24 protein-coding genes and 1 rRNA gene are annotated in these 25,281 nt (G+C 44.1%); 4 read left to right on the top strand and 21 right to left on the bottom strand.

Going from position 1 to position 25,281, the window contains the following annotated elements:
- Positions 1 to 122: ribosomal RNA gene (locus HPS54_RS09245) — 16S ribosomal RNA — on the bottom strand; the annotation flags it as partial.
- 1,317 nt (positions 123 to 1,439) lie between these two features.
- On the opposite strand from HPS54_RS09245, the gene HPS54_RS09240 reads away from it, so the two are divergent.
- Complete coding sequence (locus HPS54_RS09240; protein ID WP_172345162.1) at positions 1,440 to 3,521, top strand: DUF262 domain-containing protein; 2,082 nt, start codon at positions 1,440 to 1,442, stop codon at positions 3,519 to 3,521.
- A gap of 64 nt (positions 3,522 to 3,585) precedes the next feature.
- Here HPS54_RS09240 and HPS54_RS09235 read toward each other — a convergent pair whose 3' ends face one another.
- From HPS54_RS09235 to HPS54_RS09205, 7 genes are all read right to left on the bottom strand, one after another.
- Positions 3,586 to 4,095: a CinA family protein gene (locus HPS54_RS09235; RefSeq protein WP_172345161.1), complete on the bottom strand. Its 510-nt coding sequence runs from the start codon at positions 4,093 to 4,095 to the stop codon at positions 3,586 to 3,588.
- Between the two features lie 8 nt (positions 4,096 to 4,103).
- The gene (gene tsaD / locus HPS54_RS09230) at positions 4,104 to 5,135 is read right to left on the bottom strand and encodes a tRNA (adenosine(37)-N6)-threonylcarbamoyltransferase complex transferase subunit TsaD (protein ID WP_172345160.1); all 1,032 of its coding nucleotides are present in this window, start codon (positions 5,133 to 5,135) and stop codon (positions 4,104 to 4,106) included.
- Between the two features lie 6 nt (positions 5,136 to 5,141).
- A complete protein-coding gene (gene map, locus HPS54_RS09225; protein ID WP_172345159.1) occupies positions 5,142 to 6,005 on the bottom strand; it encodes a type I methionyl aminopeptidase in 864 nt (287 codons plus the stop codon).
- A gap of 291 nt (positions 6,006 to 6,296) precedes the next feature.
- Positions 6,297 to 6,905: a DJ-1/PfpI family protein gene (locus HPS54_RS09220; protein ID WP_172345158.1), complete on the bottom strand. Its 609-nt coding sequence runs from the start codon at positions 6,903 to 6,905 to the stop codon at positions 6,297 to 6,299.
- A gap of 124 nt (positions 6,906 to 7,029) precedes the next feature.
- Positions 7,030 to 7,158 (bottom strand): dehydrogenase, encoded by a 129-nt coding sequence (locus HPS54_RS09215; protein ID WP_172345157.1) that lies wholly within the window; start codon positions 7,156 to 7,158, stop codon positions 7,030 to 7,032.
- Entirely contained in the window at positions 7,158 to 8,696 is a 1,539-nt protein-coding gene (locus HPS54_RS09210; RefSeq protein ID WP_172345156.1) for a DUF4270 domain-containing protein, read from the bottom strand. Before HPS54_RS09210 ends, HPS54_RS09215 begins: the two co-directional genes overlap by 1 nt.
- 45 nt (positions 8,697 to 8,741) lie before the next feature.
- The gene (locus HPS54_RS09205) at positions 8,742 to 9,560 is read right to left on the bottom strand and encodes a glycogen/starch synthase (RefSeq protein ID WP_172345155.1); all 819 of its coding nucleotides are present in this window, start codon (positions 9,558 to 9,560) and stop codon (positions 8,742 to 8,744) included.
- Positions 9,561 to 9,741: 181 nt separating this feature from the next.
- On the opposite strand from HPS54_RS09205, the gene panC reads away from it, so the two are divergent.
- Both panC and panD read left to right on the top strand, forming a co-directional pair.
- Positions 9,742 to 10,596 (top strand): pantoate--beta-alanine ligase, encoded by an 855-nt coding sequence (panC, locus tag HPS54_RS09200; RefSeq protein ID WP_172345154.1) that lies wholly within the window; start codon positions 9,742 to 9,744, stop codon positions 10,594 to 10,596.
- A gap of 35 nt (positions 10,597 to 10,631) precedes the next feature.
- A complete protein-coding gene (panD, locus tag HPS54_RS09195; RefSeq protein WP_172345153.1) occupies positions 10,632 to 10,979 on the top strand; it encodes an aspartate 1-decarboxylase in 348 nt (115 codons plus the stop codon).
- A 104-nt stretch (positions 10,980 to 11,083) separates the two neighbouring features.
- On the opposite strand, the gene HPS54_RS09190 is transcribed toward panD, so the two are convergent.
- The 7 genes from HPS54_RS09190 to htpG all read right to left on the bottom strand — a co-directional run bounded on the left by HPS54_RS09190 (position 11,084) and on the right by htpG (position 20,084).
- Positions 11,084 to 11,506, bottom strand: a complete 423-nt coding sequence (locus tag HPS54_RS09190) for a biotin/lipoyl-containing protein (RefSeq protein ID WP_172345152.1) — start codon at positions 11,504 to 11,506, stop codon at positions 11,084 to 11,086.
- Between the two features lie 11 nt (positions 11,507 to 11,517).
- On the bottom strand, positions 11,518 to 11,679 hold the full coding sequence (locus HPS54_RS09185) for a hypothetical protein (RefSeq protein WP_172345151.1): 162 nt from the start codon (positions 11,677 to 11,679) through the stop codon (positions 11,518 to 11,520).
- Between the two features lie 68 nt (positions 11,680 to 11,747).
- Positions 11,748 to 13,301, bottom strand: a complete 1,554-nt coding sequence (locus tag HPS54_RS09180) for an acyl-CoA carboxylase subunit beta (RefSeq protein WP_172345150.1) — start codon at positions 13,299 to 13,301, stop codon at positions 11,748 to 11,750.
- Between the two features lie 46 nt (positions 13,302 to 13,347).
- Positions 13,348 to 13,752 carry a methylmalonyl-CoA epimerase gene (gene mce, locus HPS54_RS09175; RefSeq protein WP_172345149.1) on the bottom strand — a complete coding sequence of 135 codons (405 nt, stop codon included), beginning with the start codon at positions 13,750 to 13,752 and terminating at the stop codon, positions 13,348 to 13,350.
- Between the two features lie 129 nt (positions 13,753 to 13,881).
- Positions 13,882 to 16,257, bottom strand: coding sequence for a TonB-dependent receptor (locus tag HPS54_RS09170; protein ID WP_172345148.1), 2,376 nt, complete (start codon positions 16,255 to 16,257; stop codon positions 13,882 to 13,884).
- 711 nt (positions 16,258 to 16,968) lie between these two features.
- A complete protein-coding gene (locus HPS54_RS09165) occupies positions 16,969 to 17,571 on the bottom strand; it encodes a riboflavin synthase (RefSeq protein WP_172345147.1) in 603 nt (200 codons plus the stop codon).
- Positions 17,572 to 18,029: 458 nt separating this feature from the next.
- Positions 18,030 to 20,084, bottom strand: a complete 2,055-nt coding sequence (gene htpG, locus HPS54_RS09160; RefSeq protein WP_172345146.1) for a molecular chaperone HtpG — start codon at positions 20,082 to 20,084, stop codon at positions 18,030 to 18,032.
- Positions 20,085 to 20,312: 228 nt separating this feature from the next.
- Here htpG and HPS54_RS09155 point away from each other — a divergent pair, with 228 nt between their 5' ends.
- On the top strand, positions 20,313 to 20,828 hold the full coding sequence (locus HPS54_RS09155; protein WP_172345145.1) for an RNA polymerase sigma factor: 516 nt from the start codon (positions 20,313 to 20,315) through the stop codon (positions 20,826 to 20,828).
- A 111-nt stretch (positions 20,829 to 20,939) separates the two neighbouring features.
- On the opposite strand, the gene HPS54_RS09150 is transcribed toward HPS54_RS09155, so the two are convergent.
- The 6 genes from HPS54_RS09150 to HPS54_RS09125 form a co-directional block, all read right to left on the bottom strand.
- Complete coding sequence (locus HPS54_RS09150) at positions 20,940 to 21,374, bottom strand: hypothetical protein (protein WP_172345144.1); 435 nt, start codon at positions 21,372 to 21,374, stop codon at positions 20,940 to 20,942.
- Positions 21,375 to 21,385: 11 nt separating this feature from the next.
- Entirely contained in the window at positions 21,386 to 21,748 is a 363-nt protein-coding gene (locus HPS54_RS09145; RefSeq protein WP_172345143.1) for a hypothetical protein, read from the bottom strand.
- Between the two features lie 52 nt (positions 21,749 to 21,800).
- Positions 21,801 to 22,355: an RNA polymerase sigma factor gene (locus HPS54_RS09140; protein WP_172345142.1), complete on the bottom strand. Its 555-nt coding sequence runs from the start codon at positions 22,353 to 22,355 to the stop codon at positions 21,801 to 21,803.
- A 4-nt stretch (positions 22,356 to 22,359) separates the two neighbouring features.
- Positions 22,360 to 23,850 (bottom strand): L,D-transpeptidase family protein, encoded by a 1,491-nt coding sequence (locus tag HPS54_RS09135; RefSeq protein ID WP_216653064.1) that lies wholly within the window; start codon positions 23,848 to 23,850, stop codon positions 22,360 to 22,362.
- Positions 23,851 to 23,895: 45 nt separating this feature from the next.
- Positions 23,896 to 24,204 carry a T9SS type A sorting domain-containing protein gene (locus tag HPS54_RS09130; RefSeq protein ID WP_172345140.1) on the bottom strand — a complete coding sequence of 103 codons (309 nt, stop codon included), beginning with the start codon at positions 24,202 to 24,204 and terminating at the stop codon, positions 23,896 to 23,898.
- Positions 24,205 to 24,341: 137 nt separating this feature from the next.
- Positions 24,342 to 25,256: a ribonuclease Z gene (locus tag HPS54_RS09125; protein WP_172345139.1), complete on the bottom strand. Its 915-nt coding sequence runs from the start codon at positions 25,254 to 25,256 to the stop codon at positions 24,342 to 24,344.
- Between the last annotated feature and the right edge of the window lie 25 nt (positions 25,257 to 25,281).

Genomic DNA, 25,281 nt, shown 5'->3' with positions numbered 1-25,281 from the left:
ACTCACCCGTGCGCCGGTCGCCATCAATCTTTCCCGAGGGAAAAATCATGCTGCCCCGCGACTTGCATGTGTTAAGCCTGTAGCTAGCGTTCATCCTGAGCCAGGATCAAACTCTACATTGTAAAATCTCTTTATTTTTATCTTCCGTTGTCTCTTTATGGGAGAGTTCCGGAAAAGTAAATTGTCTGTGCTCGGGACGTTTCCTTCAATGTTGTCCGACACCGCGTTCAACGGCGTCGGGAATTGAACGGTTCGTATCATAACCCGAGTGCTTGCGCTTCTGTCTTGCGGCAGGGCGAAGCACCCGCTCTTGTACTACTTCTGTCTGTTTATGTAAATCTCTTTCAAAGAACTCTTTCTCTATTCGCTCCAAAAGGCGTAAGCCTCAAAAGCGGATGCAAAAGTACTGAGTTTTTACATTACTTGCAAGCTTTTATAAAACTTTTTTCACAAAATATACGATTTTCTTTGAAGAATTGATAAATATCAATAAGACATGAAAGGGGACACATTATTATATATTAATATTAAAAGGGAGGCGAGAATGAGGGGGGGAAGAAGAGAGAGGGAAAGCTTTAAAGGAAATAAGGGGAGATAAAAGAAGACAGAGCGAGATAGAAGACAATACTCTTGTTGGTTCTTGTTGTACATACGTATGGTTTTTTCGTTGGGTCAACGGCTTTATTTAGTTTTCTGGTACGGATTTTTTAGGATTGGCTCAACTGGTGCTCGGTATTCGTAGAACTGTAACATGGTGAACTGTCACTATTGCTTTTGCTTCTACATAAAATGTGCTCATTATCTGTAGGGATGTAACATGGTGCAGCCGATAAATAAAATGCAGGCAAACGGGGATTCGGCTGCACCGGGGTACAGCCCTACACGGGTAATGACTATTGGAGGAATGGCGTGGGAACGGAAAGGGCTGGAATGCAGAAGGTGATGTTTCGGGGTCTAAGAGGTGGCATACTGGAGGCTGAAAGGACGTCTTTTAGAGCATAAAAGGTGTTCTTTGGGAGAGAAAAAGGTAAAATATTGATTTTCAAGGGGTATAAATGGAGGGGGGATATGAGGGCGGAGTTGGAGAGGAATAAAAAAATATTAGATCAACGTGAATTAGAGTTTAGACATGAGTTCGAGATAAGTTAATGCCAGCAGGCATACTTAAAGGAAATACAATCAAAATGAAGTTTCTTTTGTAAAAAGTCAGAGAGTGTTTCTTGCTTATAGTAAAAATTGTTTATTTTTGTACACATTACAAATGTTAAAATAAGGATATGCAACATAATCGTACATGAATGGTAATTCTCTTTCAGAGCACGCACTCTCCAAGCACGTTTTTAAGAGTGGGCGTGTTTTGAAAACTCCTCATTAGCGGTTGGAGCATATTATATAAGAATATAAAACTAATCAATTACATAAAATCAGTATTTTAAATCATGAAAGGCGACGCTCAACCGCTCATAAAATTCTTTGATGGATCCGACAAGAGATTCATCATTCCGCTGTATCAACGCAATTACGATTGGAAAGAAGAAAACTGCGAACAATTGTTTCAAGATTTGATGAAATTGCATCAGAGTAACCGTAAGAATCATTTCTTTGGCAGTATAGTGTCAAGTATCCGGTCGGGTACAGAAGACCGTTATATCATCGATGGTCAGCAGCGAATTACTACCGTTTCGTTGATGCTCATAGCCATGGTCAACGCAAAGAACAATGGATTGATAGATGCCACAGATACAAAACTTGCGGAGAAGATATTCAAACGTTATCTCGTGGACGAGTATCAAGAGGACGAGCGGAAAGTGAAGCTGAAGCCTATTAAAAAGGATATGCAGGCATTTGATACCTTGTTGTATCGACCTAAAGAACAGTATATCAAGGAGTCGAACGTTACTCGCAACTATGAATTCTTCTATGATAAAGTCATTCATTGCGGGCTGACTGTTGATGAACTGTTTGATACAATCAAGAAACTGGAGGTTATCAACATACGTCTGGATGAAGACGACGACCCTCAGTTGATATTCGAGAGTTTGAACTCTACGGGACTAGATCTTAGCGAAGCGGACAAAATACGCAACTATCTTTTGATGTCTTTGACACCGACCGAACAAGACGACCTTTATACACGTTTCTGGAACCCGATAGAGGAGAAAACAAAATACGACCCGTCTTCCTTCGTGCGTGATTATCTTACGATGAAGCAAGGCAAGATTGGTCGTATAGACAAGATATACTTCATATTCAAGGAGTATGCCGAATCGCTTGGAACAGACCGGGCAGTCTTGCTTGAGGACATGTATCGCTATGCCTGCATTTACAATCAGATAGACTGTGCACATATAGGCAGTGAAAAGTTGAACAGAAAACTAAATCAGTTGCGCACATTAGACTCGAATATTGCTTATCCTTTCTTTATGGCTTTCTTCGATTATACATCAAAAGTAGGAATGTCGGAGGATGAAATATATCGTGTGATAGATGTAATAGAGGCTTATTGGGCACGTAGGATTATCTGCAATCTGCCATCAAACGTATTGAACAAAGTGTTTGCCACGCTTCATCGCGACATTTTGAATCACATCAGTAAGTCTGACGGAACGGCTGCCTACATAGATGTGCTTGTTTATGTGTTATTGAAGAAAGGACGTTCTTCGGTTTTCCCGTCTGACGAAGAGATTGCAGGCGATTTTACAACACGTCAGGTTTATAAGATGCCTGTTAATCAGCGCATGTTCATTCTGGAACGTATGGAGAACCGTGACAATAACGAGAGGCACGATGTTGTTAAGGAACTGACCGAAAAGAATATTACCATTGAACATATCATGCCACAGACATTGTCGGACAAATGGAAGAGAGCTTTAGGCGATGATTGGGAACGTGTGCATCAGCAATATCTGCACACAATGGCAAACATTACTTTAACAGGGTATAATTCGCAATATAGCAATCTAACATTTGCCGAGAAGAGGGATATGGAAAAGGGATTTAAGGAAAGTGCTTTTCGCCTGAATAACTATGTGAAAGGTTGCGAACAATGGACTGAGACAGAACTGAAAGAACGGCAGCAAGAGCTTCTTAACGTATTCATGAAGCTATGGCCGAAGCCTGCATCAAACTTTAAAGAGACAAAACCGGAGACAGAATCGGCTTCTCTTGATGACGAAGATTTCGAGTTTACCGGTAAAAAGTTGCAGGCGTACATTCTTCATGGAGTCCGTTATCCTGTCAATACATGGAAAGAAATGCTGATACAAGTATGTGGTCACATATTGCTTGAAAAGCGTTCTACAGTTGAATGGCTTTGTGCGAATGAGAAAAATGGTTTTTATACCACGCCGGAATCGTGGAGACGCAAGCTCGCTACAGGTCTGTATGTTTGGACTGATAATAGTACAGCAACAAAAATAAGCATCCTTAACGGCTTGTTCATGGAATGTAATATACCGGCATCCGAATTGACATTTGAATTCAGGTCGGAGCAGGATGGAGATACAGGTAACGATGAATAAAGGTAACACCGCGGTTATTAGCTTATTTTATCCAATGACCGCGGCGAAATCCTATAAAACTCCCCTACTCTTCTATTTTCACTTCTTCCGTGTCATGCAAGAACTGAAGAAACATTTGCAAGGCATGATGTGTTGCATTAAATATATTCAAGTCTCTGCCAAGGTCTTCTTCAAGTTTAATTGTAGTAATATTGTCCTCAGTACCGCATGCCAACCATATTGTACCTACCGGCGTATCGTGGGTTCCACCGCCCGGTCCGGCATACCCGGTAACAGCGATAGCATAGTCTACATCCAAAGCCTTTATGGCACCTTTAACCATCTCTATCGCCACCTCTTCACTTACAGCAGTTTTCTCAGCCAACAATGTAGCATCCACTCCCAGCAGACGTTCCTTTATTTCATCAACATAAGCAACGATACTACCCTTAAAATAGCCTGATGCTCCGGGCATTGATATGAGAGACTCGGCAATACGCCCACCGGTACAGCTCTCGGCAGTCCCTACGGTCTTATTACGTTCCCAAATAATCTGACTTATTTCTCTACTTAATATTTTACTTTCAAATCCCATATTTATATTTATTGAAATGTTACTTTTGAAAATGCGGGCTTGTCTATCGAACAGAAATCGCCATCGAGATATTTATAATATCCGACAATACCAATCATTGCCGCATTGTCTGTTGTATAGCCGAACTTAGGTATATATATCGTCCAGCCATATTTTCCGGCATATTCATGAAAAGCATTACGCAAACCATTGTTAGCACTTACACCGCCTGCCACTGCCACATGCTTTATACGAGTCTGCTTTACAGCCAGTTTCAGTTTCTTCATCAAAATATCCACTACAGTATATTCAAGACTGGCGGCAAGATCTTCTTTGTTCTGCTCCACAAAATCAGGATTATCCTTTACACAATCGCGCAGACTGTAAAGGAAAGATGTCTTAAGACCGCTGAAACTATAGTCAAGTCCGGGGATATGCGGCTCGGCAAAAGAAAAGGCATGCGGATTGCCTTTGCGTGCCAACCGGTCTATAATAGGACCACCTGGGTATCCGAGTCCCATTACTTTAGAACATTTGTCTATCGCCTCACCGGCTGCATCGTCGATAGTCTGCCCTAATACCTCCATATCGTTATAGGCATTAACCTTGACTATCTGAGAGTTTCCGCCACTTACAAGCAAGCAAAGGAACGGGAACGGAGGTACTGCTTTTTCCTCTCCTTCTTCCTTTATAAAATGTGCCATGACGTGTCCCTGCAAGTGATTGACGTCTATCAACGGTATTGACAAAGAACTTGCAAGCCCTTTGGCAAAACTGACACCGACAAGAAGAGACCCCATCAGCCCCGGACCACGTGTAAAAGCAATGGCACTCAACTGCTCTTTTGATATTCCGGCACGCTTTATTGCCTGATCTATAACAGGCAGGACATTCTGCTGATGAGCACGCGAAGCCAATTCCGGAACGACACCACCATAATCACGATGCACATCCTGCGACGCCGTTACATTGCTTAACAACACCCCGTTGCACAGCACCGCTGCCGAAGTGTCATCACAACTACTCTCTATACCTAATATATATACATCCTTGATGTCCATAACAAACTATCTTGTCAATATCTCAACACCGTGTTCTGTCATAAGGAAAGTATGTTCCCACTGCGCACTGGGCAACTCATCGCCGGTAATCACTTCCCATCCATATTTATCGTCAGCATCAACAAAAACCTGCCATGTGCCCATATTAACCATCGGTTCTATTGTAAAGACCATTCCCGGAACAAGAACCATGCCTGTTCCACGATGACCGTAGTGCAACACTTCCGGCTCTTCATGGAACTTCAGACCGACGCCATGACCGCAAAGGTCACGCACAATACCATAATGGTATTTATCGGCATGTTTTTGTATGGCATGTCCGATATCTCCAACAAAACAATATGGCTTTGCTGCCTCGGCTCCAATCTCAAGACACTCTTTGGCAACACGCACAAGCTGTTCTTTCTCCGGAGTTGTTTTACCGATAATAAACATACGTGAAGCATCGGCATAATATCCGTCCAATATCGTTGTAAAGTCGACATTGACAATATCGCCTTCCTGTAACACATCCTCTTCCTTCGGTATGCCATGACATACAACTTCGTTAATGCTTGTACAAACGCTTTTGGGAAATCCTTCGTAATTGAGACATGCCGGTGTCGCACCATGACCGGTACAATAGTCATAACATATCTTGTCAATCTCCAACGTTGTCATACCTGCACAAATGTGCTTCTCCACCTCATCAAGAACTCCGGTATTGACAACACCGCTTCTGCGTATGCCTGCAATCTGCTCATCAGTCTTTATCAGGTCTCTTGTAGGTACAAGCTTTCCTTTGTTCTCAAGAGCCATAATCCTCTTATCCATTTCCGAAAGAGGCTGACCGGACAATGCATGCCATCTCCTTTTCTTCTTAAATACCATTTTATTATATTTAAAAACATCTGCAAAGGTAATGCAATTTTTCGAAAACCTTTGCTTATTTCATATTTTCATTGGTTTTTATTCAACCAATTAAACAATAGAAGTCGCCTAAACTATTTTAAGAAATTATTCAAGAAACTGCAACAAAAAATCCCAACCATGCAGATTTCATCTGATATATAGAAAAACCGGAACTTAAATATATCGTATTGATTTTGTTATATTCAAATTCTGATTGCCGGTATTTTAAAAGCATAGAACGTCTCTCCTATGACTTATCCTATACAAAATTTATTTCGGAAACAAGCTACAAAAGCCCAGCTTATTAAAACGATAATACATCTCAATACGCTCGGGCGTATCGTTTTCAAGGAGCAATAACAACTCTTTTGCAAATTCAAGCGTCGCCGATCCATTTGCTGTAACAACATTATTGTCACTTACCGCCTGGGCATGGATATATTCCCCGGAATTGATATAATTGTCACCACCCCACAATTTCAATTGTTCCAAGCCATTGCCGGTATGCTTTACAGAGTTGAGAAATCCATGCTTTGCCATGAATGAGGCAGCATTGCAGATTGCACCTACTATTTTACCATTCTCTATTGCATGTCTGACAACAGGTACAACCTTTTCCGAAACAGGCGTACTCCAACCGAAGCCGCCGATAAGTACCAACGCTCCATAATCATCCGGCATCGTGTCCAACGAATAATCAGGCTGAGTCTTAAAACCACCTATAGATTTTATCGGCTCCATTGTCGGAGCTACAACCTTATTTACATATTTCGGTTTCTCTTTCAGTGCATACTCATCAGAAGCTATTGCCTGTGAAAGATATACGACTTCATGTGCTGCATAGTCTGGTAAAAGGATATATAAAATTTCATTTCTCATACTGTTCATTTATTTTTTCCAGCGTTTCAGATCTGACAGAACCGTTGTTCCATGTTTTATTTTATGATTTTCTGTCGTCGGAACAGATTATCAAATACAACATCCCGGACATATATGCAATATCTCATAAAGCTTCATCTTCAGGTTTCTCCACATTCCTCTGCACCTGTACGATATGCTTCTTCTTTAAATTCCACCTTGCCTTGCGCCTTTCATAATCCTCCTGACGGCGCTCCAGATAATTATCAGCCATTATCTTTTATCATTGAACTTGCTGTAAACAACACTTATCTGGACAGGATTGTCTTCTCCGTCACCTTTACCTCTTACAAGTTTCGCACTTGTAATGCTCATATCATGGACTATCTTCACAATCTGATCGTTCATCTCATTCGTTGTAACAGTCACCGGTACCAAGACAACCTTATTCCAATTCGGATGCTTACTAATCCAATCAGAACTGTTACCGGCATGTGCTTTTTTAAGTCCAGCCATGTATGTTATCATACCTGAAACGTTATTAAAGGTATAAGTATTCTTCAGTTTAGACTCCGATGCCACAAACGATGTTCTGTTGTCCGCAATCTTTTCTTTTCCAAAGAACGTTTCAAGGCTATCCAACGGTATCATCAACAACTTTGACGGAGTTGACAGTTCATACTTATTGTCATACCCGTTATTGTTGAAACGGGTAAGTGTCACTTTGGCAATATTTATTGTGTCATTCTCATGATTTTTCATAATCTCGTCTACCGGCAATGTCATTTCCGTAAATATACCGGCAGGAGTTTTAAGGTAAGTACAACTCTCATCTGCGACAAGACGGTCTATGGTCTGATTGTCATTGGTTATATTTGTTGTCTGCAATACCTCTTCCGTACCCAAGAACGATGACGAATAAACAACATCCTTAACTTTCTTTACTTCCTCCTTTGTCGTCTCGTCTTTCTCTGTATACCATACCCTGCTCCTGAAAAACAAGCTCAACCTGCTTATATTAACATAAGCCATTGAACCAAGTCCGTCATCAAGTTTAAAATAGAAGCCGGGACAAACATTGTGGATAAAATTATACGAATTTCTGAAATTATCCGGATTCTCATAATACTTACGCATCAGATATGTACCATAATTATTATAAGTCTTCCCGTCTTTGTCTGTATACGGTTTGTTCAGATTTATCTTTATACTCGGCATATAACTGTCGTCATTGCGTGTATCGCTGTCTACAGTCTGATCCGATAATGTATAAACCTTACCTACTTTTATTCCATTATCGGTATTACTCCTGATATATCCCTCTTTTATCGGGTCAAAATCCGAATAATATTTCACTCCCTCTTCCATTGGCTTTGCCATTTCATAAGCAGTCAACTTCATCGTTGCAAGAGAGTCTCCCCAAAAGTCATCATAAAACAACTCTATGACACACGAATCGGCAATCACTTCCTTTACCTCATTTCCATGCTCATCAGTACTTATCACATAACTGGAAATACTGTCGTAGGGTAAAAGAGAATAATCTTCAAGCGTGGCAAACTGAGCCATAAAATCGCCTGTAACGTATGAACCGGTCTCATTATCACGTATCTTGCCCAAATATCCTACTGTGTTTCTCGACAATACTGCACCTGACTTATATGAAGCTGTCTGCACAGGGAATATACCGGTTGAGATATTAAGACGATCCATGCCGTCCGTAAGAGAATTACCTATAGTATCAGTCGTGTCGTCACATGCCGAGAACACAAGTGCAAGGAATGCAACAACAATAAAAAATCTTACTTTCATTGAATATTCCAATCTTTGTTTTAAAATACCTATAAAACTATTGATTTAATCTTCCGTGTCAAATATCCGGTCATAAAACTCATCATATCTTTCTGCGAGATCATCTCCCTCGGAATATCTCAACAAGGGAAGTCCACTGTTCTCAACATGATTGAGGATATCAGGATTTATCCCGCGTGCAGCCTCCACCACTCCGTCCGAATAGTCCACTGCCAGCTTGCTCAATTCAACAAAGTCGAAGTTGTCGTTATACGTTTCCAACAATTTTGCCGAGACATTCTTGTATTCAAGACATTGTTTGAAATTGTCGCCCAATCCGTTTTTCAGTTCGTTACCAAACAACGAAGTAACAATCTTTGCATTTGCAAACGACGGTTCGTCATGGTAAGCTGTCTTTATATAAAGAGGAATTATCGAACTCATCCAACCTTGGCAGTGTATGATATCCGGTGCCCAACGAAGTTTCTTTACTGTCTCCAGCACGCCTCTTGCAAAAAACACGGCACGCTCTCCATTGTCCGTATACTCCACACCGTTCTCATCCTCTGCCATCAACCTTTTTGTAAAATAATCATCATTGTCTATAAAATAGACTTGTATCCGTGTTGCAGGTATGGACGCAACCTTTATAATCAGCGGATGATCCGTCTCGTCTATGATAAGCATCATGCGCGACAGGCGTATTACTTCATGAAGCTGCCCGCGACGCTCATTGATGTTACCCCATTTAGGCATGAAAGTCCTTATTTCATATCCTTTTTCTTGTATACTTTGGGGAAGATATCTTCCCATGTGCGACAATTCGCTTTCAGGAACATAGGGAACTATCTCTTGATTGATAAATAAAACTTTCTTTGCCGTCATGATAGTAAATATTTAAACTCTGCAAAGATACAAAAAAACTTTGTAAAGAAGACAACTTTTTACTTTATTTACGGAAATGTACAGGATTGCAGATATCTTTTTAAAGATATTCTTTCTCATTTAAGAAAAATGTTGTTATTTTGCACCCTTAATTGAAATTAAGACGTCAAAATCAAGAATAATGAAAGTTTTTCGTAAAATTGTTGATTTGCAAAACGAGCTGTTTGAAGCACGTAAAAAGAAACAATCCATAGGTCTTGTTCCCACTATGGGCGCATTACATGAGGGACACGCCTCGCTTGTAAGGCGCAGCGTGAAAGAAAATGACATAACTGTCGTTTCTGTTTTTCTTAATCCCACACAGTTCAACAACCCCAACGACTTGGCTACATATCCGCGTACATTGGAGAAAGACTGTGACTTACTGGAAAAGAACGGTGCGGACTATGTCTTTGCACCGACAGCAGAAGAGATGTACCCTACACCGGACAAGCGTCAGTTTGAGTTTCCGCCGGTATCTACCGTTATGGAAGGCAAGCACAGACCGGGGCATTTCAACGGTGTATGTCAGGTTGTAAGCCGTTTGTTTTATATCACTCGTCCGCAACGTGCATATTTCGGAGAAAAAGACTGGCAACAGATAGCTGTAGTAAAGGCTATGGTAAAACGCCTCAAACTGAACATAGACATCGTCGAATGCCCCATAATAAGGGAAAGCGACGGGCTTGCACTTTCTTCGAGAAACACGCTGCTTGCTCCGGAAGAAAGAGCCATCGCGCCCAATATATTCAAATATCTTAATGAAAGTATAGAGTTTGCAAAGACCCACAGCCTTAAGGATACTCACAATCAGGTCGTGTCTCAGATTAATGCGACAGACGGACTGGAGGTCGAATATTTCTCCATCGTAGACGGAAACACCCTGCAAGACATCGAAAAGTGGGAGGATTCCAACTACATTGTAGGATGTATCACTGTATATTGCGGAAAGAAACCGGTGCGCCTTATCGACCATATCAAATATAAAGAATATTAGTATTATCCCCTTAAAAAGGGCAAAACAATACAACTATGATGATTGAAGTTCTGAAAAGCAAGCTCCATTGCGTCAAGATAACGGAAGCTAATCTCAACTATATGGGAAGCATCACGATCGATGAAGACTTGATGGATGCGGCAAACCTCATTGCAGGAGAAAAAGTTCAGATTGTAAACAACAACAACGGTGAACGTATTGAGACGTATATAATAAAAGGTGAACGCGGAAGCGGTTGTATCTGCCTTAACGGTGCGGCGGCACGCAAGTGCGTTGTCGGCGACACAGTCATAATAATCGCCTATGCACTTATGGATTTTGAAGAGGCAAATACTTTCAAACCGACAGTGGTGTTTCCTGAAAACAACAAAATTGTAAAATAAGAACACGGCAAAACAAACCGCCATACAAAATAAAAGGTCTGCAGTTATAATCAAACTTGCAGACCTTTATTATAAAGTCTTCCGGACTTTTGTTCTAACATTATTTATTCAATCACCACCAGAGGAGTGTCTTCCATTACACTTTCACCCTCCTGTACCAATATAGAAGTAACCTTTCCGCCCTTTTCCGCTTCAAGATTATTAGCCATTTTCATTGCCTCAAGCACAACAACAGTATCTCCGGCTTTAACATCGTCGCCGACATTCACTTTTATCTCAGTGATAATACCCGGAAGTGGAGACTTGAGAGCATTGCTCATGTTCGCTCTCGGATTGTTTGTATTGACCGGAGCGGCAGGCTGTGCCACCGGCTTTACCACAACTTTTTTCTTTTCAGGTTCCGGTTCTTTTTCCATTTCCACCTTGAACACTTCACCGTTTACAGTAACATCGGCAATGTTATCAACGATGTCGCCTATGGCAACTTCATATTTATTTCCGTTGATTGTATATTTATAATCTTTCATATCTTGGGCTTTTATTTAGGACTGTCCGTCATTTTAAGCATGTGCGACTCCCAGTCAGAACGTCTGTTCTTTATCGTAATGACTCCGGACTCCTTGTCGTGTACGTTGTTTCCCTTAAACTCGTGCATTGCCAAGGCAATGGCTGCATACACTTCATTGTTAATCTTTCCCATACTTAATATTGTTAAACAGCATCCCTGCAGGGCGTCCGGAATGGACGCCCGACACCGGATACCATATTTTACATAGGAATATTACCGTGCTTCTTTGCAGGCAGACCGTCACGCTTCGTAGCAAGCTGTGCCAATGCGCGACAGATACGGAAACGTGTGTTCCGCGGTTCGATGACATCATCTATATAGCCATACTTGGCTGCCTGATACGGATTGGCAAACATTTCGGTATATTCTTCCTCTTTCTTTGCAAGGAAAGCCTTGGGGTCTTCCTGCTCTTTTGCCTCCTTTGCACTAAGCACGGCTACGGCTCCGCTTGCTCCCATTACGGCAATCTCGGCAGAGGGCCATGCATAGTTTACATCCGTACGCAACTGCTTGCATCCCATCACGATATGACTTCCGCCATAGCTCTTACGCAGTGTAACGGTAACCTTTGGCACTGTAGCCTCGCCGTAAGCGTAAAGCAGCTTGGCACCGTGCAGGATTACAGCATTGTACTCCTGACCCGTGCCCGGCAGGAAGCCCGGAACATCCACAAGACTTACGATAGGTATGTTGAACGCATCGCAGAAACGAACGAAACGTGCTCCCTTGCGGCTTGCATTAACGTCAAGCACACCGGCATAGCACGAAGGCTGGTTTGCAACAATACCGACACTCTGACCGTTGAAGCGGGCAAAACCTACGATGATGTTCTTTGCAAACTTAGGCTGTACCTCGAAGAACTCGCCGTTATCGGTGATGGCACCTATAACCTTGTACATGTCGTATGCCATGTTCGGGTCTTCCGGAATTATCTCGTTCAGGAGATCTTCCATACGGTTTATAGGGTCATCGCATTCCTTACGCGGAGTTTCCTCCATGTTGTTCGACGGAATATAGCTCATCAGAGTCTTTATCATCTCCATTGCTTCCTCTTCTGTCGATGCCGTGAAATGCGTCACACCGCTCTTTGTCGAGTGAACACTCGCACCACCAAGATGCTCCTGGTCGATATCTTCACCTGTAACGGTCTTGACAACCTTCGGTCCGGTGAGGAACATGTACGAAGTGTTCTCCATCATAAGAGTAAAGTCTGTCAACGCCGGAGAGTAAACAGCGCCACCGGCACACGGTCCGAATATACCGCTGATCTGCGGAATTACGCCCGAAGCAAGTATGTTGCGCTCAAAAATCTCGGCATATCCTGCAAGCGCGCAGATACCTTCCTGTATACGTGCGCCACCCGAGTCGTTGATACCTATCACCGGAGCACCCATCTTCATAGCCATATCCATGACCTTGCAGATTTTCTGTGCCATCGTTTCAGAAAGCGAACCTCCGTTTACGGTGAAGTCCTGTGCAAAGATATATACAAGACGACCGTCTATCGTACCGCTTCCGGCAACTACACCATCACCGAGGAACTGCTTCTTTTCCATACCGAAGTTTGTACAACGGTGCAGTTTGAACATATCAACTTCCTCGAAACTGCCTTCATCGAGAAGCATGTCTATACGCTCGCGGGCTGTATATTTGCCACGTGCATGCTGCTTGTCGATGGCTTTTTCTCCGCCACCGAGACGTGCCTGTTCACGTTTGGCGATAAGCTCTTTGATTTTTTCTAATTGCTTGCTCATAACTATTATGATTATGTATTGTCTTTTTCTTGTTCTTTTATCTTATTTAATGCTCGCAAAGCTCTGTAAGAATGCCGCATGTAGATTTCGGATGCAAGAATGCTATGTTAAGGTTCTCCGCACCTTTGCGCGGTGCTTTGTCTATAAGACGCACACCCTTGCCGTCGCACTCTGCCAGTGCATTTGCCACTCCGTCTTCTACACAGAATGCTACGTGGTGAACACCGTGGTTGCCTTTGTCCAGCCACTTCTGTATTGTACTGTCCGGAGATGTCGGTTCGAGCAGTTCGATCTTCACTTCTCCGCACTTAAGGAAAGCAGTCTTCACCTTCTGGTCGGCTACTTCCTCCACTGCATAACAGTCCAGACCCAATATTTCCTTGAAATAAGGCAAAGCCTCTTCAATGCTGGGAACAGCTATTCCCAAATGTTCGATGTGTGAAATTTTCATATAGTACGTATATATTATTATAATTTATGCAAAGTTACATATTTTATTCCAATGCACAAATATTTTATTTGTTTTTAGCAACCTGCCCACTACCTTGCATGAAACGGTATGCTGCCGCCTATAAAAGTGTCAGAACTCCACAAGCACCTTGGCGTTTATCTGTCTTCCCGTCAGATAGTTCGGCACGGCATACTGGTGGTTTGTAACGTCGGTTATCCAGTAATACGAGTTGACATTGTTTATGCCGAGAAGGTTAAGGCAGTCTGCACCGAGCCAGATGTTCTTGAACACGGACTTGCGTTCGCGCTTTTCGTTGTTCAACAGACGGTAACTCATACCTATGTCGGCACGCTTGTATGCCGGCGCACGGAACGGCTGCACGTCGAGACTGCGGTGTGGAGGACCGAAAGGCAGACCGTCGGCGAAGGCAAGTTTGAGAGACATCTTCCATTTGTCCGTGCCGGGGAAATAGTCCGTGAAGAAAAGGTTCAGCGAATAACGCTGGTCCGAAGGCATGGGGATGCTTTTTCCGCGAAGGTTCATCTTGGTATTCATCACAGACAGGCTCACCCACGAGTCGGTACCGGGCACAAACTCGCCGTAAAGCTTCACATCGACTCCCGCGATGTGTCCGCTGCACTGCTCGCTTGCGTCGTAAACCACCTTCACATTGTTCACGCTGTAAGGCACAAGATTGGACAGAGCCTTGTAATATGCCTCTGCCGTGAACTTGAACGGGCGCGAGTTCACCTTGAAACGGTAGTCCATTCCTGCAATGAAATGAATGGAACGCTGGCTCTTTATCTTGTCGTTCAGCCTTGCGTATGTCACCCCGTCCACCGTAGATGTGTCGCGCAACTCCTTGAAGAACGGCGCCTGATAATACAGTCCTGCCGCAAGACGTATCGTCATGTCGTGATTGAACGCCGGTACAATGCCAAGCGAAACGCGCGGACTGACGATGCTCTCACGGTTGAAGTTCCAGTGGCTGAAACGTATACCGTAGTTCAGCGTGAAGAAAGTGTGCTCGCCCTTGCTGCTGAACTTGTACGTATCCTGTACGTATGTCTCAAAGCGGTTGGCGTCGAGCGTGTTTCTTGCACTCAGCGTGTAGATGAGATTAAGGTTCTCGCCCGTATGCGGAATGTTGTAACCGCTCGAGTCGCGCATCTCATACTCCTTGCTCTTCTCCGCTATATGCTCCATTTTATATGTCAGTCCGGCAAGGATGTTATGTCTTTTGGTCTTATGGCTAAGGGCAAGTTTCACGCTTTTTACCGTTGCCTTGAGATAGTTGCGGGCATGCTCCATGTAGGTTCCCACACCGAGATTCTCGCTTGTCTCGGTCTGTGTAAGCCAATACTGCCCCTGTATGTCATACTTCTCCTGCTCGTCGGTCTTGAATGCCGAGGCTATAAGCGACAGTTTCGTCTTCTCTCCGAAGTTGCGTGTGACGCTCAACGTGCCGAAGAACGTGCGGAAAAGGTCTTTCTCCTTACCGTCGAAATAGACACGGAACGACTTTACGTTTTCCATCGTACCGAACTTTGTCTCACGGTCTTCGGGCGTAAAGTTGTAGTGATTGTCCGATATGTCGCCGATAAAGTCTATCGTCCAACGCTTGTTGGGACTGTATCTCAGGAATGTCTGATAGTCGAGGAAGTTGGGATTGTACTCTCCTTTCGTGTCGAGCGAACCGAGAAGATAGCGGTTTGTCTTGTATCTTATGCCGTTGCTCCATGAAAACTTCTTCGTGCTGAAACCCACGTATGCACTTGCGCCGAGAAGACTTGCCGCAACATTGGCTTCGAACTTCTTGGGTGTCTTGTACGTAATGTCCAGCGCCGAGGACATCTTGTCGCCGTATTTTGCCTCGAAACCGCCCGTAGAGAAACCTATCGACTCCACCATATCGGGGTTTATTATGGACAATCCTTCCTGCTGACCGCTGCGGACAAGGAACGGACGGTATATCTCCACATTATTTATATATACACTGTTCTCGTCGAAGCTACCTCCACGGACATTGTATTGTGATGACAACTCGCTGTGCGTTGACACTCCCGCCTGCGACTGTATAAGCTCTTCAACGGCGTTTCCTGTTGCCGACGGCGTGCTCTTGGCGTTCTTTATGTCAAGCTGTTCCGTAGTTCCGGTCTGACGCTTCCGCTCTACCACCATCACTTCTCCCAACTGATTGTCGCTGTACAGTTGTATCTGGAGTGTCTGTCTGCCTTTGGGTCTGCGCAAAACTCGTGTCTTGGTCTTGTAACCCACCATGGAGAACCTCACGACCACACTGTCTGCCGAGTGCAACTGTATGGAGAACTCTCCTTTAAGATTGGTCATGGCGATCTTTCCCTGCTTGACCACAGCGACAGTGGCAAGCTCGAGAGGGTTCATCTCCTCGTCCATCACCTTTCCCTGTAGGGTAAACGACTGTGCATTAAGCCCTGTAATGCACGCAAATATTATGATTATCGTAAGAAATATTTTCCGTTCCATCTTGTATATAACGCTTTCCGCCTTTATATATTGTATGCACGCTTTTTATAGATTTCCATTAACGCCGTCAAACAGCAGCATCGGCGGCTTATAAGGTGGCTCGCTTCACCATATATCACAATGTCATCATTTGCGCAATATTCCTTTCTTTATGACATTACGCAAGCCCCAAATAAGCGGGGTTCTTGAAAATAATTTATCTCTTGCCGCAAATTCCTCACGTATTTATGTGCAACCACAAGTCATTGTGCATCAGATTATTACAAACATTATTGCTAATATGTGCAATAAAACAAGAGAAATAAGACCTTAAAAACGCCGTTTTCTACCGTAAAGTATGCCATTTTGGGTCGTTAATGTACGCATTTAGCACCCGTAAGTGTGCCACTTATGAATGCAAAGTGCGCCACTTTCCACTCAAAAACGGCATACTTAGCATCGTTTTCATGCAAAATTCCACTATGAAACGGCAGTCTAAACATTCTTTAACATCTCTTTCAACAAAACAGAACGATGTTTTTTACGTGACATTATGTCATGTATTTCAAGCATATACATTGCATACTGTTATTTCTTTACAAGAAGATAAGGGGAGATATACAGGAAGATAAAGGGGAGATAAAGGACGTATGCCTTGTTGTTTATCACAAAACATTTGTCCTTTATCTCCCCTTTATCTCCTTATTTATCTTCCCCTATCTCCTTATAAAATCACTTCAAGCTGCTCAAACGCGCTATATATTTGCCTAAAATATCAAACTCGATGTTCACAACCGTTCCGCACTTTATGTCACAGAAGTTGGTATGCTCCATTGTATATGGTATTATTGCAACCTTGAACGTGCTCTCCGTGGGATTGCATACGGTAAGAGACACGCCGTTTACGGTGACGCTTCCCTTGTCAACCGTGAAGTATCCGCGCTCCGCCATAGCCTTGTCGTAGTCATACTTGAACGTGAAATAACTGCTTCCGTCCGCATCTTCAATGTCTATGCAACGTGCCGTACGATCCACATGTCCCTGCACGATGTGCCCGTCAAGCCGTCCGTTCATCATCATCGAACGCTCTACATTTACACGACTGCCCTCTTCAAGCTGCCCGAGATTTGAGCAGCGCAGCGTCTCTTTCATTGCCGTAACCGTATATCTGCCGTCCTTTATGTCCACAACCGTCAGACATACGCCGTTATGGCTCACGCTCTGGTCTATTTTAAGTTCGTCGGCAAACCTACATTCAAGCGTAATATCCACATTCTCGCCGTTTCTTTTCATCGAAACGACGGTTGCCATTTCTTCTACAATTCCGGAAAACATTATGATTTATATTTATGGTGTTTATAATTTACGGGGCTAAGCCCGGATAAGTATCATCAAAGTATTGTCAACACGGCAGAGAATAAAAAAATGGAACGTACCGGTGATGCGATGAAACTCCGAGTATTATATGATTTGAGAGCTCTTCGCCTTTGTAATCCACCGGCTTTACAGCTATACCTTTATGATATTGTGGCCCGCCATCAGCAAAAGAAGTCTTCTCGGTTTTCTGTTTTAATTTGATGAGTATCCCAATCTAACCGATACGCTCCAATGTCTATGCCTTAAAAGTGTCGCTGCACGTCATGCAAAATAAAACTTGCATAAGAATACAGGAACGACTTTTCTTTATGCAAAGATACTAAGATATTCTTTAAATACAAAAATATCACCGCATCTTTTCCTGTATCTTATGCAAGTTAAATATATATAAGTACGGCACAAGCCGTAACACTTATTTATTTAATCAGTGACACTGAACGCTTTATGAACGTATCGAGAGCCGCACCCTTCAGCATTCCGTTCTGCAACAGGGCAAGGTCTATAAGCTGATGCACGATGTCATTGCCCTTGGCATAGTCTTTCAGCACCGTCTCTCTCTTCTCGTTCTGCTCCGTTATCGCCTTCTCCGTAGCCTGCAAGTCGTCCTTTTCCTCCTGACTTATCTCCTCGGGCTTCTTGTCTTTCTGCGACTGGTTGAGTGCATCCCTGCGCGCTTTAAGTCCCTTTATCTCGCTGTCGATGGGTTTAAGAGCCTCCGCACATGCGTTCTCTTCGTCTTTCAGCACGCTCTTTATAAGCTCATGGCTGCTGTTAAGCACCAGGCTGTAGCTGTCCGGCATCTGCGAATAGAACTCCATACCGCTCTGCAGGCGGCTCATTTCCTTCATACGACGCATATATTCGCTTTGGGTAATAACGATGGGCTGTGCCGTTTCGCCCAGTGCCTGCACCTCCACGTTGAAGTTAGCCTTGTCGATGGCAGGCATCTGAGAGCGGAACACGAGTGACAAATTGTCACACTCGTCCTTGCCAAGTTCCTGCTTCGGCGCATCTTCCTTCACGATGAGACGCTCCACGATGTCAGAGTCTACACGTGTAAAGCGGCTCTTCTCCAGTTTCTGCTCCAGCATTGAAACGACGTGAACATCCAATTGCCCGTCGAGCAACAGCACGCTGTAGCCCTTTGCCTTTGCAGCCTCTATATACGAGTACTGCTCTTCGCGGTCCGTGGCATAGAGATATACAAGCTGTCCGTCCTTGTCTGTCTGTCCGTCTTTTATGAGTTGTCTGTATTCATCAAACGTGAAATACTTGCCGTCAACGTCCTTCATCAGCGCAAAGTCCTTCGCACGGTCGTAGAAATCTTCCTGAGACAGCATTCCGTAGTTGATGAAAATCTTCAGATTGTCCCACTTCTCCTCATAGTCCTTGCGGTTTTCCTTGAATATTCCGTTAAGACGGTCAGCCACTTTCTTTGTTATATATGTCGATATCTTCTTTACGTCGCGGTCGCTCTGCAGGTAACTTCTGCTTACATTCAGCGGAATGTCGGGCGAGTCTATCACACCATGCAGAAGTGTAAGGAAGTCCGGCACGATGCCTTCCACCTGATCTGTGACAAACACCTGGTTGCAATACAGCTGTATCTTGTTGCGCTGCAGGTCGAGATTGGACTGCACGCGCGGGAAATAGAGTATTCCCGTGAGGTTGAACGGATAGTCCACGTTAAGGTGTATCCAGAACAAAGGCTCGTCCTGCATGGGATACAGTTCGCGATAGAAACTCTTATAGTCCTCGTCCTTAAGCGTGCTCGGTGTCTTTGTCCACAGCGGTTCCACCTTATTTATAATGTTATCTTCGGCTGTTTCCACCTGCTTGCCGTCCTTCCACTCGGTCTTCTTGCCAAATGCCACGGCAACAGGCATGAACTTGCAATACTTGTTAAGCAGCGTTTCTATACGTGCTTTCTCAAGAAACTCCTTGCAGTCATCGTCTATATATAATATAATGTCAGAACCGTGCTCAGCCCTTTCGGCATTGTCTATCTCAAATTCGGGACTTCCGTCGCAGCTCCACTTCACTGCCTGTGCGCCCTCTTTATAGCTCTTTGTCACAATCTCTACTTTCTTGCTTACCATGAACGAACTGTAGAAGCCCAATCCGAAGTGTCCTATTATAGAGCTTGCGTTGTCCTTATATTTGTCAAGGAAGTCGTTTACACCGGAGAATGCAATCTGATTGATATACCTGTTTATCTCGTCTTCGGTCATTCCGATACCGTGATCGTTTATCGTAAGCGTACCCTTGTCGGCATCGAGAGATATGCGCACCGTCAGATCGCCAAGCTCTCCCTTGAACTCTCCCTTGTCGGCAAGCGTCTTCATCTTCTGCGTTGCATCCACTGCGTTGCTCACCATCTCGCGGAGAAATATCTCATGATCAGAATACAAGAACTTTTTTATTACGGGGAAAATGTTCTCGGTCGTAACCCCGATATTACCTTTCTGCATAGTTTTATTGTTTTATTTATAATGTCTACAATGCCATTATGCAAATAATGTGCCAAAAAACAAAGACACCGGAAATGGCATAAAACGGCATTTCCGTATATGAATTGTTATCAAAAAAGTATGAAAATAGTGCAGAGCGTATAAATTATTGCATTTCTATAAACCTCCTATTCGGAAAATTCAGTATCTTTGCGATGCTTAACAAACTGAAAAACATCCATACAAGACATGGAAAACTTAAAACCTGATTTTACTGTCATTGCAGACTTCTACACCTGTCATTATGAAGAACTGGTGGCTTTTGTAAGCAGCCGCATCCTTAATAATGAAGAGGCGGAGGATATTGTACAGAATGTCTTTATGAGACTATTGAACACCGACAAGATGATTACCGTCGTCACACTGCCCAACCTTGTATATACAATAGCACGGAACATGATATACGACTATTGGCGCCACCGCAAGTCGGTGGACGAATACGAACACTACATCGCATGCCGGATGTTGCAGGAACGCAACAACTACATGTCGGTATATTCGATTAATGACATAGCGGAAGTGCTTGAACGCGGAATTGCCAGATTGGCAGACAAGCAACAGGTGATATACAGAATGAGTATATACGGCGGACTTAAGATTTCCGAAATATCGGATACTCTGGATATAAACTACAAGAGTGCTGAAAACAGGTTGGGACTTGCACGCAAGGAAATCAGACGCTACATGGCGCGAATGTTGGCATAAACAAATTAAGGTTAATTATATTTGGTAAATTACATTAAGGTTAATCATTCAATAGGTTTTTAAGGTATAAGCTCCTGCCTGCGTAGTGATACGCCGGGCAGGAGCGTCTTTTTATCTCCTCTTTTTACCGGGTCTGTTCCCTGCTTTCTTCAGTGCCTGATGGTGGAAACGGTGCTCTGCCTTCAACACATCATACACCTTTCCTGCCGGAAGTATCTTCATAAACTTATTGTGATACTGGCGCTCAAGCTCCTTTATCTGCAGGTCAAGCTCGTCGGTCTTTTGTATCACTCTCTTGCATTCTTCGTCCGTAGCCGGCTTTGAATGCCTGTAAGTCTTCATCTTATCGAAAAGTGCACGTTTCTTTTTGTGCAGTTCGGTATATAAAGGAAAGAACCTGGCAGCCTCTTTAGGCGTAAGCCTTGCCTCTTTGGTGATGAATTTCTGCAACTCGGCATGGAACTGCTGCGGATTGAAATTGCCGTTCCTTGCATTTACGCATACCGCACAAATCATCAAAACCAATATAAATGTAATCTTTTTCATAATAACAGTATTTATTCACCCGACAGATAAGAATACAGATCCTGATTATCCAGCATGGCGTAGTCTGCCACTTCTTCAATATATGTGTCTTCATTATACATATATTGTGACTTAACGTTCGTGGCATCCGCCACTGCACCGGCATCACGAGACATGTAATATGCCGAGCCTACGCACAGAACACCGCACATACATGCGGCTGCGGCAAGCAGGCGCAGACGTCTTTTCCTGTTTGCAGTGCCTGACGTCAGGCGCACCTCGCACGCAGGAAGAGCCTCCGTAATACGCCCGGAAAGGCTGTCAAAATATCCTTCGGGCACCTTGAAAGGCTGTTTATCACCCACAGCCTGCCTTAACAGTTCTTCTTCTTTCATTGTCGTTTTCTTTGTATCTATGACATTATAAACCATAAAAGGTTTAATCCTTCTATACTGCAAAATCGCCTTTTTCCGCAAGATAGTCGTGTATTTTCTTCACAGCAATGTGATATGACGCTTTAAGAGCGCCTTCCGAAGTGGAAAGCATGCGGCTCATCTCACTGTATTTCATCTCGTCGAAATAGCGCAGGTTGAACACCGTCCGCTGCACATCAGGCAACAGCGACACGGCTTCATACAGCAGTGCCTGTGCTTTGTCGCCGTCAAAATAATCATCGGCAACGAGCTTTTCGGCAACAGAAACACCGCTCATGGCTTCTTCCTCACGCTTCTTCTTACCCACATGGTTAAGAGATTCGTTTATCGCTATGCTGAAAAGCCAAGTCGAAAGTTTTGACTTGCCATGAAAGCTGTCAAGGTTTTTCCATGCTTTCATAAAAGTGTTCTGAAGCACATCGTCGGCGTCTTCATGATACAACACAAAGTGCCGTATCTTCCAATACAGGCTTTCGCCATACTCCCTGACTATCATATCAAAAGCACGGCGGTAGTTTTTCTTGTCCGAAAGCAGTCCGACAATAATGCTGTCTTTGTTTTCTTCCATGTCACTACCTGATATAAGGACGAAGCTGCTCTGCCGTCACATCGTCAAAACCATAAATATCTTCATAGGAAACAAGCCTTCCGCCACTGCCGTAATACACGGTATAATAGGTTATGAACAGCGGTATCTGCGGGTCTATCCTGACATTGTTTATCTTTTTCTTCCTGTCAATCACAGGCTTTCCGCCTGACTTGTCATCAGGATCAAGGCTCATCGTATACTTTATTCTTTCTGCCAAAGAACTGTTCTTGTCTGAAAGCATGAACACGGCAAGGTCGTAAGGACGCTCCACACGCACACATCCATGACTTACGGCACGCATCGCCGACTTGAAAAGCCATGGTGCCGACGTGTCATGAAGAAACACGGAAAAGTTGTTTTCAAAGCGGAATATTATACGTCCGAGCGAGTTTTTAGGTCCTCCCTCCTGCACAATATATTGCTCTCCTTGGGTTATCTTTGAATAGGAAGCCTCCTCCGGCGGCAGTTTTCCGAGTTTCTTGTCATATACAAACATTCCCTGCGAGTACATATATCCGGTTCTTCCCACGTATCCCACAGCTATACTCTTGGGCACAATCCACTGCGGATTGACATCCATACGCATCAACGAACTTGAAAGCAGCGGCGTCTTTGTCTTCTTTGCACCGCAGCAAACACGCATTGAGAGCACACTGTCGCCGTCGACCGCACGCAGGCTATATGACGGAATGTTCACCGACACATGCTTACGTGTGTCATCCGGCATGACGGCAAGCCGCCACCGGCAACGCTCTATGTTGCACAATGTCTTCATACGTTCGGCTGTTGTCAGACTGCCGTCGTTGAGATGATTTACAAGCATGCCGTAGAGTTCACCCTTGGGAAGAAGTCCCGAGATATAAATTCCCATACTGTCCGTATCGATACAAGCAAGCGACCTTGCACAAAAAGCGCTGTCCGGACGCTTCACACGCAAGTCGCAGAGCCTCTTCCATTTCAATCCGGCAGAGTCGTTTGACAGTGTGTCAAGCCTGTTATACAGCATGTTGGGATTAAGAAAGCCGAAGTGCTGGCATGATACATACCGCAGATACGAGCGCGTAAGATTATATTCAAGCCGTGCAAGTATACGGTTTATCGGTCGCGACACGCCGTCAACGTCGAGTGTTCTTACGGTCTCAAGGTCGGCGACAATCTGTTCCGCACGGAAAAGACGCGGGTTTATACCGCTTTTATCCACATCGGCAAGATATTCAAGAAGAGTGTCGGCACTCGCCGTAATGCCGCCGTAACTTATCCACATAAAAGGCTTGTCGCCCCCATAATACTTGCGCACGAACCTGTCAGACGGCAACGACTGACCGTCGGCACGCATCATGTCGGCAATATATGCCCTGATACTGTCGCTGTCTATAAATAAACGATTGTCCTTAAAGCCGGAAAAAGCCTCAACGGTTATGTCCTTGTTCGGGTTGTCATCACCAATTTTGCACGACGAAAAGCATGCCGACAAGAAAATAAGAAAATATGCAAACCTTGACAAAATACAGAGAGAAAACTATTTTACAGATATCTTCCGTGCCGTATTTCCTACCTTGACAATATAACAGCCTTTGGGAAAATTCAACTCGTAACGGCGGTCTGCCCCATCAACTTTTATTGTCATCACCCTGACACCTGCCACATTATATATATGCAGAACCTGTCCGTTGGCCCCCACAACGTGAAGTGTGGAACCCTTTACGGATATGACTATATTCTGATAATCGTTGTCGATTATCTCAACCGCAGTACCGGCATTGCCTGCAAGGGGACATATCCCCATCAAAGCAACTGCAAATATTATAGCAAATAATCTCTTTGTCATCGCATATAGTTTTCCTTTGGCAAAGATAATAAATTGTCATGACCCCACAAAATTTAAGAAGTCTTTTTTGCTTTTCAGCGGTTCCGAATGCCGGCAAATATCATTCCCGCATGGCAAAACACCGGAAATGAGCATTTCTAAACGTCAAAAAATTTCATCTCCGATGCCAGAAAAGTATTTGGAAAAACATCACAGGCTTCTTTAAGAAGCACCTCCTCGTTGTTGTAACGTGCAGAGAAGTGCCCCAATATCAGTTTGCCAGCACCGGCGTCTTTAGCCACCTGTGCCGCCTGACGCGCCGTACTGTGATAATAAAGCGCTGCGCGTTTGATATCTTCCTCGCAGTATGTGGCTTCATGATACAGCATATCGACGCCTTTCAAGTGCTCGTGCAGCGTCGGAATATACTTTGTATCCGAGCAATAGGCATACGCACGCGGCTTGTCGGCAGGAGCCGTAAGACGGATGTTTGGAACAACCGTGCCGTCCGGCAACGTCCAGTCTGCACCGTTTTTGATGTTGTTGAGATAGCATTGCGGTATGCCGTAGAAGTCGGTCATATCCCTGCGGATGTGCGGAAGCGACGGTTTCTCACGGAAAACAAAGCCGCAACAGTTTGTCCTGTGATTAAGAGGAACGGTCGTCACCGTAAGACTGCGGTCGTCGTATATGGTATCCGACACGGTCGTATCAACTCCGTGAAACACCACATTATAGTCCATACGGTTACAGAACATGTCAAGTTGCATGGTGAAAAGCAGCTCATACTCTGCCGGAGCATATACATGCAACGGAGCCGTGCGCCCAAGCATGCCGAGAGTGGAAATCATTCCCAACAGACCGAAGCAATGATCGCCATGCAGATGTGATATGAACACGGCGGCAATCTTGTTGAAATGTACATGAGCACGACGCAACTGCACCTGCGTACCCTCACCACAGTCTATCATAAATGTCTTTCCCCGCAGTTCCACAACCTGCGAGGAAGCGTAGTGCTTTTGTGTAGGCAGCGCACTTCCGCATCCCAATATCTTGACTGTAAACGGTTGCATGGATTGTACAATTAATCTGTTTTCA

Origin of the sequence: Xylanibacter caecicola, assembly GCF_013166515.1 — a bacterium.
In the GTDB taxonomy this organism is placed as follows: domain Bacteria; phylum Bacteroidota; class Bacteroidia; order Bacteroidales; family Bacteroidaceae; genus Prevotella; species Prevotella caecicola.
This window is presented reverse-complemented; position numbering and strand designations above follow the sequence as displayed.